The sequence below is a fragment of the Clostridiales bacterium genome (assembly GCA_015243575.1).
Lineage (GTDB): Bacteria > Bacillota > Clostridia > Peptostreptococcales > Anaerovoracaceae > Anoxybacterium > Anoxybacterium hadale.
This window is the reverse complement of the sequence record CP042469.1, coordinates 2471266-2485255: the sequence shown is the minus strand read 5'-3', so window position 1 is coordinate 2485255 and position 13990 is coordinate 2471266. Positions and strand designations below refer to the sequence as shown.

5 protein-coding genes and 8 pseudogenes are annotated in these 13990 nt (G+C 47.8%); 8 read left to right on the top strand and 5 right to left on the bottom strand.

The window, feature by feature from the left end; translation table 11 throughout:
* Positions 1–174: 174 nt before the first annotated feature.
* From FRZ06_10915 to FRZ06_10905, 3 genes and pseudogenes are all read left to right on the top strand, one after another.
* Positions 175–510, top strand: a complete 336-nt coding sequence (locus FRZ06_10915) for an ATP-binding protein (protein QOX63813.1) — start codon at positions 175–177, stop codon at positions 508–510.
* Positions 482–2774: pseudogene (locus FRZ06_10910) on the top strand (ABC transporter permease). Before FRZ06_10915 ends, FRZ06_10910 begins: the two are co-directional and overlap by 29 nt.
* A gap of 76 nt (positions 2775–2850) precedes the next feature.
* Positions 2851–3599 (top strand): annotated as a pseudogene (locus tag FRZ06_10905) (ABC transporter ATP-binding protein).
* 315 nt (positions 3600–3914) lie between these two features.
* Here FRZ06_10905 and FRZ06_10900 read toward each other — a convergent pair.
* From FRZ06_10900 to FRZ06_10890, 3 genes and pseudogenes are all read right to left on the bottom strand, one after another.
* Positions 3915–4292, bottom strand: coding sequence for a flavodoxin (locus tag FRZ06_10900; GenBank protein ID QOX63812.1), 378 nt, complete (start codon positions 4290–4292; stop codon positions 3915–3917).
* 71 nt (positions 4293–4363) lie between these two features.
* Positions 4364–4936 (bottom strand): PadR family transcriptional regulator, encoded by a 573-nt coding sequence (locus tag FRZ06_10895; protein QOX63811.1) that lies wholly within the window; start codon positions 4934–4936, stop codon positions 4364–4366.
* Positions 4937–5018: 82 nt separating this feature from the next.
* A pseudogene (locus FRZ06_10890) lies at positions 5019–5980 on the bottom strand (helix-turn-helix transcriptional regulator).
* A gap of 231 nt (positions 5981–6211) precedes the next feature.
* Here FRZ06_10890 and FRZ06_10885 point away from each other — a divergent pair.
* From FRZ06_10885 to FRZ06_10865, 5 genes and pseudogenes are all read left to right on the top strand, one after another.
* On the top strand, positions 6212–6820 hold the full coding sequence (locus tag FRZ06_10885) for an MptD family putative ECF transporter S component (GenBank protein QOX63810.1): 609 nt from the start codon (positions 6212–6214) through the stop codon (positions 6818–6820).
* Positions 6817–7516 (top strand): annotated as a pseudogene (locus tag FRZ06_10880) (energy-coupling factor transporter transmembrane protein EcfT). The gene FRZ06_10885 and the pseudogene FRZ06_10880 overlap by 4 nt, the downstream one beginning before the upstream one ends.
* Before the next feature lie 23 nt (positions 7517–7539).
* Positions 7540–8988 (top strand): annotated as a pseudogene (locus FRZ06_10875) (ABC transporter ATP-binding protein).
* Positions 8981–10795: pseudogene (locus FRZ06_10870) on the top strand (ABC transporter ATP-binding protein). Before FRZ06_10875 ends, FRZ06_10870 begins: the two co-directional pseudogenes overlap by 8 nt.
* A gap of 163 nt (positions 10796–10958) precedes the next feature.
* A pseudogene (locus FRZ06_10865) lies at positions 10959–12554 on the top strand (ABC transporter ATP-binding protein).
* A 30-nt stretch (positions 12555–12584) separates the two neighbouring features.
* Here the strand turns inward: FRZ06_10865 and FRZ06_10860 are convergent.
* Positions 12585–13127: a DUF3781 domain-containing protein gene (locus FRZ06_10860; protein QOX63809.1), complete on the bottom strand. Its 543-nt coding sequence runs from the start codon at positions 13125–13127 to the stop codon at positions 12585–12587.
* 79 nt (positions 13128–13206) lie between these two features.
* Positions 13207–13862: pseudogene (locus FRZ06_10855) on the bottom strand (hypothetical protein).
* Positions 13863–13990 lie beyond the last annotated feature (128 nt).

Sequence of the window (13990 nt, the reverse complement as noted above, 5' to 3'; positions counted from 1 at the left end):
GCTGATCCGCGTATCTTGCGCCGCGTTGTTTGGCGAAATTGAAAGCAGGCAGATGCGTTTGAAGCTACGGTTGCCGGATGAACCCGTATTTTGGATGGTGGATTCATTGGAAATAAGCCGTGCTATTGGGAATCTGCTGACAAATGCAATCCGCCATAACCCGGCGGGCAGTCTTTGTCCGTGAAACTGACGGATGAACCTAGTCATATTGAGATACAAATTGCCGATAACGGAGCGCCGATCCCGGAGGCCATCGCCGGAAGCCTGTTTGAGCCTTTTGTCACCGGCAGTGATTCAAGAAGTGCCAGCAGTGGAACAGGCCTTGGTCTTGCCATTGTAAAAAAGGTGATGGAGCAGCATTTCGGCGAGGTTTTTGTATCGGAGGCAGCCTCACCCTATACAAAGGCGTTTGTCCTGCATTTTCCGAAACTTTCAGCATTCAATAAGATGGAGGTTGAAGACTGTGATTCAGTATCAAAAAATGATCAAGAACGATATACGAAAAAGTAAATTGATCACCGGGACGATTATGGCATTTATACTCATTTCTGCCATGTTGACCTCTTTGGCCGCTTCGCTTACCATAAATCTGTTTGGTGCCATCGATCATATGCTGATTTCGGCAAAGTCCCTTCATTTCATGCAGATGCACACAGGCGATGTAGATCTGGAACAGATTCGAAATTTTGCCGATGCGAATAACAGCGTAGAGGAGTATCAGGTACTTCCGTTCCTCAACATCGAGGGAGCGGACATTATCATCGGAGACGATTCCCTTGCCGGAAGCATACAGGATAATGGACTTTCTGTGCAGGGCGAGAAATTCGATTACCTGCTAAACTTGAACAGTGAAGTCATCCGTCCCGTAGACGGCGAAATATATGTCCCGATCTACTATATGAAGGAAGGAAATATAGCAATTGGAGATAAGGTGATCATTCACGGCATTTCATTTACCGTTGCAGGGTTTTTACGTGATTCGATTATGAACGCGGCGCTTGTAAGCTCCAAGCGGTTCCTTGTGAGCCAAGCGGATTTTGAAAGGGTCCGTGAATTCGGACAGCTAGAAAATCTCATTGAGTTTCGGTTGTCTAAGGATGCTTCCTTACCAGCTTTCGAAGCGGCTTACCAAGGCGCAGGACTTCCTGCAAACGGTCCGCCCGCCATCACTTACAATCAAGTGAAAATGATCAACGGCATTACCGACGGCATCATGATTGCCGTGCTGGTATTGATTGGAATCCTTGTCATCATCGTGGCATTTTTGTGTATCCGATTTACGCTGCTCGCTAAGATTGAAGAGGATTATAAAGAAATCGGTGTACTGAAGGCTATTGGGATGCGGGTATCGCAAATAAAAAAGATCTACCTTGCCAAGTACGGCGTTATTGCGGGGACAGCTTGCATGTTGGGTTTTGTGGCCTCCCTGCCGCTTCAAACGCTATTCATGCAAAATCTTCGACTGTACATGGGCGAAAGCGGAAGCTCATTGCCCGGATTGCTCTGCGGATTATTGGGGGCGACGGTAATCTGCGGAAGCGTTCTGCTTTATGTGAGCGGAGTGCCGCGGCGCCCGTAAAATATCCGCCGTGCAGGCACTGCGATTCGGTGCTCCGCGGAAAAATCCAAATCGGCGAGAACCTTCCGACTCAGTAATAACAGGCTTTTTCCCGGAACATCTTTCTTGAATCAAGGATGTTCTCGGAAAGAACTGTATGTCACTATGCTGACGGTACTGGTCATTTCATCATTCCTTATGATTGTGCCTCAAAATATCAGCAGAACCATTTCTTCGAAAAGCTTCATCACCTACATGGGCATGGGAATTTGCGACGTTAATATTGGGGTGATGCGGACACAGGTGGAGGATGCTGCAGGAAAGGTCAAGTTGCTGATGTGCTGGCTGCGGATCAGAATGTTGAAAAGTACGCTTTGTTTACCAGTAGGATGCTGGACCGGAAAGTGGATGATGGGACAATAGAGAAGCCGGGTGACATTTGGTGACTACTCTGCTTTTCCGATTACCTACTCCAATGGCCGTGCTCCGCAATCAGCATCAGAACTTGCTCTCTATTATCAATGCAAAAGACCTCGAAAAACTGTTGGAGATGAAATCATTTTATTCGTTGACGGCGCGGAAAAGCACCTCACAGTCTGTGGATTTACTCTGATGTCACCAGCGGCGGCCGAACGGCACAAGCCACTTTGACGTAAAAATGGAGATGTTTTGAGTGTTGGAATTGCAGCCACATTTCGTGACCGACAGGGCGTAGAGGCAGCAATATCACAGTACAGGGAACAGTTTCCTTCGCCAAGGTTACCGGTATCGACGAAAGCATTGGGCAGATGCTCGGTTCTATGCGGACGCCATCAAAATGGCTTCCATAGTTGCCATTTGGGCAACCGCTTTGCTTACACTGCTGGTTACGCTGTTGTTTATAAAAATGCTGGTGATAAAAGATCGATATCCCATCGCCATACTAAAATCAATGGGATTCACCTGTGCGGATATCCGCAGGCAGTATTTACGCGCTCCATCACCGTGCTGGCACTGGGTGTAATCTTCGGCACGTTTGGCGAACACACTGGGAGAGCTTGTGGGTATCGCAATCGTTTCTTCCTTTGGTGCAGCAACCTTTGATTTTGTGTTAAACCCATGGTTTGTCTATCTTGTTTCACCTCTGCTCATTGGAGGCTGCGTCGCCACCGCCACCATTTTGGGCATTTCCGGCATCCAGACATTAAAAATATCCGAACATATTAAGGAGGTTTAGCATGATAAATCACATGATGAGAGGGAAAGAGCCTGGAATGATAAATCACATGATGAGAGGGAAAGAGCCTGCCATGATGAATCATATCATTACCGGAAAAGATATGGTGAAAATCTTTGGCAGGGGTGATGAAAAGATCAAGGTACTGAACGGAGTCAATGTGGAAATAGGAAAGGCGAGTTTGTTGCCGTAATGGGGCAGTCCGGATCGGGAAAATCTACACTGTTCGCCCTCAGCGGCATGGACGAGCTTACAAGCGGGTCGGTGAAATTTGGCAGTACTGAACTATCTGCGCTCAGTGAAAACGCACTGGCGGATATTCGCAGGACAAAAATGGGCTTTGTATTTCAACAGCCCACCATGCTGAGAAACCTGAATCTATTGGATAATATCATCCTTCCCGCCGCAAACGAGGGCAAGAGGGATACTGAGAAATCGCAAAAGGCGAAAGCCTTGATGAAGAGAACGGGGATTGAAGAGCTGGAAAATAGGGATATCACAGAGGTTTCGGGCGGCCAGCTCCAGCGGGCCAGTATCTGCCGTGCCCTCATGAATGCACCGGAGATTCTCTTTGCCGACGAGCCAACCGGTGCGCTCAACTCAAAATCGGCGGAGGAAATCATGGGACTGCTGGTGGACATCAACAAAGAAGGTACTGCCATATTGCTTGTGACCCACGATGCAAAAGTTGCGGCCAGAGCGGGCAGAGTTTTGTTTATGAAGGACGGGAATATTGTTTCTGAACTGACTCTGCAAAAGTTCAGCGGCAGGGATATAGAGGCGAGAGGAGAACGTACTGCTGGGATGGCTGTAGTGGGTATTTAGAAAGATCTCAGATCTTCCTTCATTAGCCTCGGGCTTGTTTGGCTTATGCCGCGCTCGGCACCTTCAGAAGACATGTACTGAGGGAAAGCTACCACGGCTTGTCTTCGCAAAGATTATTCCATAAAAATTCAATGCTTTCACAGTCGAATATCAACTGAGCCTCCATGTGATACGGCTTACGCTTCGACCATATGCAGCATTGCATGTTCTAAGTATAAAGCCTTCCAATATCCGACGCCCAACTGACCGCTTCTTTGAACAATCCTCAAGATTCTTCCTGGGGTTCACAAAGGCGATTTCGCCAAGGAACTTATTTCAGGAAGTGACCTTCAGTTTGGCAAAGCACTTTTCGGCACCGCCTCCTGCGTGGCTCGCAAACAAAGCGATCCGTTTGCCCTGAAGCTCGTATTGATGAATAAAACTCTTTATCGGCGGGGTATATGATCCTGCCCAGACCGGCGTTCCGATTAAAATGGTCTCATACGGGTTTAAATCAATATGGTCGTTGATGAGCTTCGGCTTATCACCGAAAATAACGCTCTTTCCTCCCCAGAAATACTTGGAAAATCCTTCTGTGGGGTATTGCTTGCTGGTTTTTAATTCGATAATATCCGCGTTCATTGTTTTGGCAATGATTTCAGCAATAAATTTTGTGTTGCCGTCAAATGAAAAATATACAACCAAAGTACTCATTATAATTCTCCTTCATGATTCATTTTTTTTTCTATCACTCACTGTTTCTGACATATTCTAAAGCTGATTGATTACTCACTGTTTCTGACAACTTCTTTCTCTGAAATTATTTCCTTGGCCAAAACAGCCCAATCTCTCATTGCAGAATAGATATAAACGCCGCAGAGTGCGGTTAGCTGGCTGTAAGTGCAGTCCGTGCCCTGGACTTTAAGTGCATCAAAATGCTCCATGTAACCGTTCATATCCTTGACCAGCTTTTCGTTTCTTTTGATGAAATCATCTAGATGTCCGAGCAGTACTTCCGGCTCAGTATTACCGCCGAAGGAAACCTTTAGAAGGATTTCATATCGGAGTTTTTCAATCTCAGGCTCCTCGCGAAGCCAATCCGAAAGTTCTTTCCTCCCTGCGTCAGTTATGCTGTATAAGATCTGTCCGCGACGGTTTCCGGTTTCCGTATTGTCGGAACTGACGGCAAGCCCTTCGGCGACCAGTTTTTTAAGAGAAGGGTATATCTGACCGTAACTCTCCTGCCAGAAATGGCTATATTCGTTCTCAATCCATTTTTTAATCGTGTAGCCGGTAAGCGGCATCCGCGCCAGCATTCCCAGTATGACATATTTTGATTTGCCTGTATTTTCTTTCATGCGTGTACATCCTTTTTGTGAATAATATATCTTAATAATATATCATAAAGATATGATGGTCAAGGCAAAAATACTTACAAGATCAGTCAAAAGATATTTTTCTGTACTCTCCGGGCAGCAAACCGGTGCTTAGACGGAAAAGTTCGGCAAAACGGCCGGCATTGGAATAACCCACCGTCTGTGCCACCTGCCCGATTGTCAGGCCGGTGGAGGAAAGAAGATGTTCTGCCTGGCTCATACGCCGCTGCTGAATGTATTCCGTAATGGTGCAATTGTGATAAAGCTTAAAACTGGACTTTAATTTCGTCGTTCCCATACAAGCAATCTTCGAAAGGAGCTGTAAGGGAAGATCAAACGCGAAATGATCATTGATGTAGGCTGTGACCGTTTTCAACTGTTGTAAGTCTTGTGATGAAAGTTTAGAGGCGGATTTTGTCCGACTCTTTTTTTGCTGCTCAAAAACCAGAGCAACAGCTTCGGCCACCTTCGCTTCATAAAACAGTTTCGCCGAGAATCCTTCGCCGCAATAGTTTTTTACCTGGGACAAGAGTTTGACCATTTCAGGAAACTCTGTGGTTTGATCCACAAAGCGGAATGCATCGTAGGGATTTGTATATTCCCCCGGATATTGTTTCTTCAGATGATCCTCATAATAGGCCGGCATAATTTCAATGCCGATGCGCGGACCGGAATTTTCTTGTGTACCAGAATCTTATAAGGCTGATATCCTCCAATGATCGTTTTATGCATCCTGCTGTCAGCCTGCGGTAAGGGTCAGTTCCTCCCGGAGATTGACTCATATTGTGTAATGCTAAGGCATTCAGGAAGATTAAACTCCAAAAACGAATCCTCATGAAAATAAAAGTCATGAACTTTAATATCAAATAGATTTTTTTGTCCATAGGTCCAGTAATATCCCTGGCCTATTTCCTCTGACAATCTCCAGCATAGGCCCATGGCGCCAAATCGATCATTATCCGGTTCGGCGGTAAAACCATGCTCCACTAACAATGGCATGTAGATATCGTCAATAATATCATTCAATTGAAAATCACCTCCTTGTCACGATCGGACGGAAGTTTATACGATAAAGACAAACCGTATTCCATACCGTTGACGCTAATCTTCTAAAACAGGTATACTGAACTACGTTGTTAGAAGCAACTAACTGAATTATACTGAGACCTTTCCTTTCTGTCAATATGATGAGCAATTAGTCTTGATGGGCAATCGGATTATGACAGGGGATCGTCAAAAACAAGGAGGAAACACCATATGACCAACGAAATATATTCCGAAATAAAGGGGCTCACGGTAAAAGATCTTGTAACCATAGGAATTTTTACGGCGCTGTTTTTTATTTTTACACTCATTGGAGGGATTCCATTTGCACCCAATCCGGTACTCACCTTCTATATGCCGCTTGGTTCCGCACTGCTTTGCGGTCCCATATTCCTGCTTCTGGTTGCAAAAGTACCGAAGCGCTGGACAATCACGATTCTCGGCATTATCGTAGGGCTGATCTTCTTTGCCACCGGCATGCACTGGGCCATGGATCTTGGATATATGGTAATGGGATTCATAGCGGATCTGACTGCCGGAATAAAAGATTATAAGAGCAAAAAAATGAATATCCTTTCCTACGTGCTGCTTTGCCTTGGTGCTACAGGGACCTACATCGTTTTTTTCCTTGATCCGGCAGGATGGAGCAGTACTATGCTGAAGAACGGAACCGAGCAGGATTATCTCGATACCATGAATGCCGCCGCACCGCCCTGGATGCTGGCCGTCATTCTGATTGGTACAATTGTGGCAGCCGCCAGCGGATGGATCGGTGCAAAGCTTCTAAAAAAGCAATTTGAAAAAGCGGGCCTCACAGCATGAACAAACAATATCATTCCATTGCCCTTGACCCCAGAACAAAGCTGTTTCTACTGGTAGTCGTAATTTTATCCGCCGCCATGGCGCCGTCGCTATCATACGAACTGTGCCTTGTCATGCTGATTGCCGTTGTTGGTATCTGTCTGGGGCGGATACGCTGCAGCGTTATCACCGCCGCCGTTTACGGTATATTCTATGGGTTAACGGTACTGATGCTGAATACTGCGGATGGTAATCTTCGGACGACCCTGATTGCTTTTCTAGGACTCGTACATAAGGTATACCCCTGTGGAATGATGGCTGGAATCATTATATACACAACAAAGGTAACAGAATTTATGGCTGCGATGAACCGCATACACGTACCTAAAAAACTGGTGATTCCGCTGGCTGTTATGCTGCGCTACCTTCCCGTCGTCAGAGAGGATTGGCGCTTTATAAAGGATGCCATGCGGCTGCGGGATGTTTCCCCGACACTGGTGGGTCTGATTATCCATCCCGCCATGACCCTGGAGTGTGTTTATGTGCCGCTGATGATGTCAGCATCCAAAACCGCCGACGAGCTTTCAATAGCAGCAGTGACGCGGGAATCGAAAATCCCATACCCGCACCTGCCTGACCCGACTTCAGTTTGGGTTTTCTGATCTTTTCGCGGCAATTTGCTTTTCCGGGTGGTTGGCTGCAGGTCGGTTTTGGTAAGGAGAGGGTCAAAGGAGGGTACAATGATTGAACTTAAAAATGTAACTTTTTCATATTCCGGTCAAGGTGACGGCGGACTGAAGAATTTCAGCCTTTCTGTCAGGAGCGGCGAGTGTATTCTTCTCTGCGGACGCAGCGGCTGCGGGAAAACCACGGTTACCCGGCTGGTGAACGGCCTGATACCACACTTTTTTATCGGAGAGCTTACTGGTAGCGTGATGGTGAACGGGATGGAGGTTGCCAGAACGCCCCTGTATCGAACTGCAGAAAAAATCGGCTCCGTGTTCCAGAACCCGCGTACGCAGTTTTTCAATGTGGATACCGACAGCGAGATTGCTTTTGGCCTGAAAACGCGGCACTTCCTCCGGAGGAGCTGCGCAGTCGGGTAGACTGTACAGCACAGGAGCTGGGACTTGCGCCGCTGCTTGGACGAAATATCTTTGAACTATCAGGGGGTGAAAAGCAGAAAATTGCATTTGCTTCCGTCTATGCCATGCATCCGGAGATTCTCTTGCTGGATGAGCCGTCTTCCAATCTGGACATGTCGTCTATCCAGACGATGAGGCAGCACCTTTTGCTGGTGAAGCAACAGGGAAAGACCATCCTGATCGCGGAGCACCGGCTGTATTATCTGTTGGAGCTTGCCGACCGCATCGTATATATGGAACAGGGAGAAATCGCAGGGGTTTACACACCAGAAGAGCTGCGTCGGCTTCCTGCACGGATGCGGCAGAATATGGGGCTTCGCGCTGTCAGCATGGAGGAGGTCCGTTTGCCCGGAGAATCTCGGCCACGAAAGCCCACCCCGATTTTGGAACTGAAAAACGTATCCGTAAGCTACAAAATCGGAAGGTTTTAGAGAACCTGTCTCTGACCGCATCAGCAGGAGAAATCATTGTGTGGTGGGGCATAATGGCGCAGGAAAACGACCTTTCTCGCAGCTTGTGGGCTGCACCGGAACTGCGACGGTAAATTTCTCTGGGAGGGCGTTCCCCAGAGCCATAAAGCGCGGAGCAAGCGCGCTTACCTCGTAATGCAGGACGTGAACTTCCATTCGCCGAGAGTGTGGAGCAGGAATGTATGCTGGGGATAAAGAATCCGGATTTAGTACTGGCGGAGTCTACGCTGGAACTGTTGGGACTCAGTCTATTGAAACAACAGCATCCAGGCACACTGTCCGGAGGGCAGCGCAGCCTGGCAGCAGCGGTGAGTATGATGTGCAAGAAAGATGTTGGAGAGTTTGACGAACCCACCAGCGGTCTGGATTATGATAGTATGACGCAGGTGGGGATGCTATTGAAACGGCTGTCCAAGATGGGCAGGTGATTTTCGTCGTTACCCACGACTATGAATTTGTATGCAGTGTATGCTCCCGCCTGTTACATCTTGACGAAGGTGAAATGTCCGATGACTTGCTGGTAAACCGGGAAAATCAGGAAAAGCTCCGAACGCTGTTCGGAGCGGATCTGTGAATGGAGGTATTTTGATGGAACACAAAGAGGAAAAACTCTTGCTCTGCTGCTTCAATGGGCTGGGCGGGATAAATATTATCTGTACCTGTCCGTATTGGTTGCGTTGATCAGCGGGCTTTGCACGGCGATTCCATACTTTGCGCTGTATCGCCTCATGGATGCGGTGCTGACAGGTATCGGCACACGGCAGATGATCGCGCAGTGTGCTCTGATGGCCTCTGCAGCTGTTGCCGGACGATTTGCGCTGTTTGATTTGCGGGAGTCCTTTCCCACAAAGGTGCTTACGGTGCGCTGTTTCGGGTGCGGTGCATGATTACTCAGCATATGGCACGTGTTCCGCTGGGTGCGCGAACGCGCACCGGAGATATTAAGACTGTCATGAATGAGGATATCGAAAACTGGAGCTATTTCTGGCGCACAATCTGCCGGAGCTAGTGTATTATCTGGTAGGCCCGCGCTGCGATTTTTATTTATCTGCTCACAGTCAATGTACCCTTGCGCTGATTTCCTGATTCCGCTCTTCCTTGCGATGGTGGTTATGGGGATGATGTTCCGTGGGCGGGCACTCTAATGGGCGAGCCAGCCATGCCATTACAAGTCTCAATTCAGTAATGATTGAATACATTGGCGGCATGAAGCTCATCAAGGCTTACAACATGGGCAGCCGGTCATTTCAGAAATTCTCAGAGGCCATACAGGAGGAAAATGACGTCTGGAATGAAATGTCCTGTAAAATGGGGCCTTTATATGGGCTTTCGTCATCGTTGTGGAATGCGGTATGTCGCTCATGGTACCTGTCGGCGGCATGTTCTTTTTAGGGTTCTTTGCTGCCAGCGTCTTCTTATTGTTTGCGTTTGTCGGTTCCTTATATCTGACGGAGTTGCGTCCTTTGCAGGAATTGGGCAGCGGTTTTGCAGAGGTGTTAAACGGACTTCGCAAGGCAAAAGAACTCTTAGCATACCTGCTTTTGAGGGCGGCAGCGCTTTCCGCAAAGCTGTGAGATCGAACTGAGAAACGTATCCTTTCCTACAGGATGGATGCCGGCTTTGGCGGAAGGGCGGACGGCCCAGCTCGGGACTGTGGGACGGATGTGCTGCACGACTGTAATCTGAAGCTTCCGCAGGGGAAGAAGCTGGCACTTGTAGGCAGCTCCGGCGCCGGGAAAAGTACCATTATTGAACTGATTTCCCGCTTTTATGATGTACAGGAGGGCGAAGTCCTGATCGGCGGGAAAAATGTTCGGGAAATACAATACGAAGCACTTCTCGAAAATATTTCCATTGTCTTTCAGAAAGCATTCCTTACACGGGAGAGCGTGCTTGAAAACATCCGCATGGGCACCGAGGCGACGCTGGAGCAGGTGCGGGCTGCGGCGAGGGCGGCACAGATTGATGATTTCATTCTGTCTCTGCCTGAAGGGTACGACACAAAGGTCGGCAGCTTTGGTTCCCGTTTTTCAGGTGGTGAAAAGCAGCGGATCGCCATTGCAAGAGCCATCCTGAAAAATGCGCCCATCCTGATTTTGGATGAGGCTACGTCGGCTGCTGATCCTGAAAATCAGGTGGAAATCGATCGGGCCATTGCAAATTTATGCCATGGAAAAACAGTGATTATCATTGCGCACCGGCTGAGTGCTGTGGGGATGTGCGATCAGGTTGCGGTGGTTGAAAATAGGACGATTTCCTGCTCTGGAACCCATGAGGAAATGCTGGCAGCCAGCACCTATTACAAAAAAGCATGGGACGATTATGAAGCGGCACGGAGGATCGAGTATCGTCAGGAAGGGGGCACAGATCATGCAAACTGAAGTAAATCCTAATGGAAAGGCACCGTTTATGGAAACTGAGGAAAACCCCATGAGGAAGATGCGATTTCCTCAAACTGAGGCAAACCCCATGAGAAAGAATAAGAATTTCCGTATCGGACTGATGCTGAACGTTATGGAAGGCATTTTGTCCGGCAGCAATTTCATGCTGCTTTACGCAGTGATGCAGGCACTGTGGAGTGGAATGCTTGACATGGGCAGGATTTATGTTCTTGCCGGAAGCCTGGCGGCAATTTTTGTGATGCGGCTTGTTATTTACAGCACCGGCTATGTGCGGTCACAAATTGGTGGCGCAGAAGTCAGCAGGCAGATTCGTCTGTTTCTTGGCGACAAGCCGGCGGATTCCTTTATCCCGGTTTTCACAGGGCAGGTGGAACCTATATCAATACGCTGACAGCCAATGTAAACAGCTATGAGAAAATTCTGACCCATAAGGCTGGGGATCTGGCGAAGAACATCTCCCTGTGCACGATGCTGGTAGTATTTGTAGGAAGCATCTGGCTTCCGGCCGGGGAATCCTGCTTGGAGGGTTGCTTCTGATCCCGGCGCTTTGGCTTTCCTTTCGCGCAGTAAACAAATACGGAAACCAGAAGAATGCCATCAGTGCAGAAGCGGTCAGCAGTATCGTTGAGTATGTCTCTGGAATTCAGACTCTGCGTGCCTATGGGGTGGGCGGTGCTCGCAACAAGACCACTGTCGCGGCAATGAAGGCATTCAGCGACATCTGCTTCTATTATGAAGCAAAGGTGATTCCCATCGGGTTTGTCTATTCCATTTTACTTGGATGACCCTTCCGCTGACCATGTGGACTGCTTCCATACCATGGGCCGAGGGCACTGGAAACTGTCTCCTATCTGCTTCTGTGCATGCTTCCCTTATTCTATTCCAAGCTGTGCGGAACGATTTTCATTGACTTGACCAGTTATAAAAATATGATGATCTCAAAAGCAAATTACAGGTATGATGAAGGAGCAGGAGGAGACCGGCGGTAATACCGGTTTTTACCCGTTGCGTTTGACGTTGTCATGGAGGATGTTTCTTTCTCCTATCATCCCGGCGAACCGGTGTTGCAAGGAGTCAGTTTTACAGCGAAGGATGGAAAACTTACAGCGGTAGTCGGGGATTCGGGCTGCGGAAAATCCACCATTCTGAATTTGATCGCTAAATATTACGAACCCCAAAGCGGCAGCATTTCCATTGAGGACAGTCTGTAAAGGGCGTACCGGCGGCACAGGTGCTGGGTCTGGTCTCCATGGTGGATCAGGACATTTTTCTTTTTGACGATACGGTGCGTAATAATATCCGATATGCTAGGATGTCTGCTACGGACGCTGAAGTGGAGGGCGCCTGCCGGGAGGCAAATTGTGAAAGCTTTATTCTGAAGCTGCCCCAAGGATATGACACAAGGATTGGTGAAAATGGGAATTTCCTGTCCGGCGGAGAGCGTCAGCGTTTATCCATTGCAAGAGCGATTTTGAAAAACAGCCCGATTCTTCTTCTCGATGAGGCAACCGCAAGCCTGGATATCGAAAATGAGTTGGCGGTCAAGCAGGCCGCGCGTGCCGCTGCCAGAAAGAAAACCGTGATTATGATTGCACACACACTTTCTGTGGTGCGCGGTGCCCATCGGATTCTTGTCGTCGAAAGAGGCAGAATTGCCGAATTCGGGACACATGAGGAACTACTCGCCCTAAATGGAAAATACAATGCCATGTGGCAGGCGGAATTAGCACTTTCGTAACAGTAAACAAGGATGTCTGTGAAAGCTACTTTAAATGGTGCGCTTGTGAGCGGTAATAATGGTGAAGCTGCGCGCATTTACTGTTATTTCACAGCCATCTGCAGCAATATACCAGTTCTTGCCCTTTCGGGTAACAATGGCATTTGGTGCTTTAATTTTTTCGCGGCACCAGAGAACTACATCATCCGTGTCCAGATTCAGGTTTTTTCGGATTCGTTCCATGCCCAAATCTGTGGTTTGCAACTGATCTAAGTTCGATAGCAGCAACGCTGAGCTGCAGTTATCCTCAGCTGAAGTCTGGGGTGCTCTAGTCTGCTTAGCTGAAGTCTGTGCTGCTGCAGCGTGTGCTCTAGTCTGCTGTGCCGAAGTCTGTGGTACTGCAGAGGGGCCTATTTTAGACAGTTCCTCTGTAATCAGTTCTTTCGATAGATACATTGCTTTCAATCGGTTGCGCAGCAGGGTGTGCTGCGGTTTGCCCTCGGGGAATTTCTCCTGCGCCTTTTCACACTTATGAATGATCGAGTTAATAGCGCGAAGGGCCTCGGATAATTCCTCTCCAGTATAATTTTTCATAGCGTTTACCTCAATTTATTATCATCAATCAATTTTATCACAGTGCATCCGCCAAAGAAAGGAGCCGATTAATAACCGATTAATATACTCCGATTAACCGCGTCACTGATTCTTGCGAGGTCATGTGAACATAAGCTTCAATGTCGCCTAAATGGTTATATACCAATTGTTCCTCCACACCCGGCGGCGCATATACCATATAAATTACGCGAGTGGTATGCTTGGTAATGGCAGTTCTCAAGTCCGGGCCCCGAAGAATACTTGAAAGAATGCTCTTCTGATCTGCGATCATGCAATCTTCCGGTATGGTTACTACAGATTTCACTCATCGTAGTATAGCCCTCTTTGCCAGTTGAGATGCGCAGGCTGATCGGCGACTGAATCTGATCCAGATCATGGCCTGCTGTCAGGAGCATGTTTTTAACTCAGCCATAAACATTGCTTCCACTGCCGGAAGCCCGGTTGGAATGGGTTTGCCCTTTATGACGGATTCGAGCTGTGACAGCACATGATAGGTGTACCCAAATTTTTGTAGTATGCGATATAGGCATCCATTGGCCTCTGTGCTTTCAGATCGTTGCGGGATGTCTGGGCATACTTTGCTTTTATTGTAACTTCAAGTTCGTCACGGACAACCTTGAGCGTATCGCGATCAGCATTATTTTGCACATTCTCCATAATCAGAATAATCGCGCATTTGGCTGCACCGCTTGTTTCATTATTAAAAATATCCATTGTTTTTCCTTTCTTGTCTTATTCTCTAAATTGAAGATGTTTTATTGTCACTGATACCATACGGGTTCGTCACTGCCCTCCAAAACACATTGCACAGCAGTGGACCCGACAGTATAATAATAACTGTA

Excerpts from the sequence above, each read along its gene's own strand:
- FRZ06_10900 (QOX63812.1), bottom strand. The coding sequence starts at position 4,292 with ATGAGTACTTTGGTTGTATATTTTTCATTTGACGGCAACACAAAATTT.
- FRZ06_10895 (QOX63811.1), bottom strand. The coding sequence starts at position 4,936 with ATGAAAGAAAATACAGGCAAATCAAAATATGTCATACTGGGAATGCTG.
- FRZ06_10885 (QOX63810.1), top strand. The coding sequence starts at position 6,212 with ATGACCAACGAAATATATTCCGAAATAAAGGGGCTCACGGTAAAAGAT.
- FRZ06_10860 (QOX63809.1), bottom strand. The coding sequence starts at position 13,127 with ATGAAAAATTATACTGGAGAGGAATTATCCGAGGCCCTTCGCGCTATT.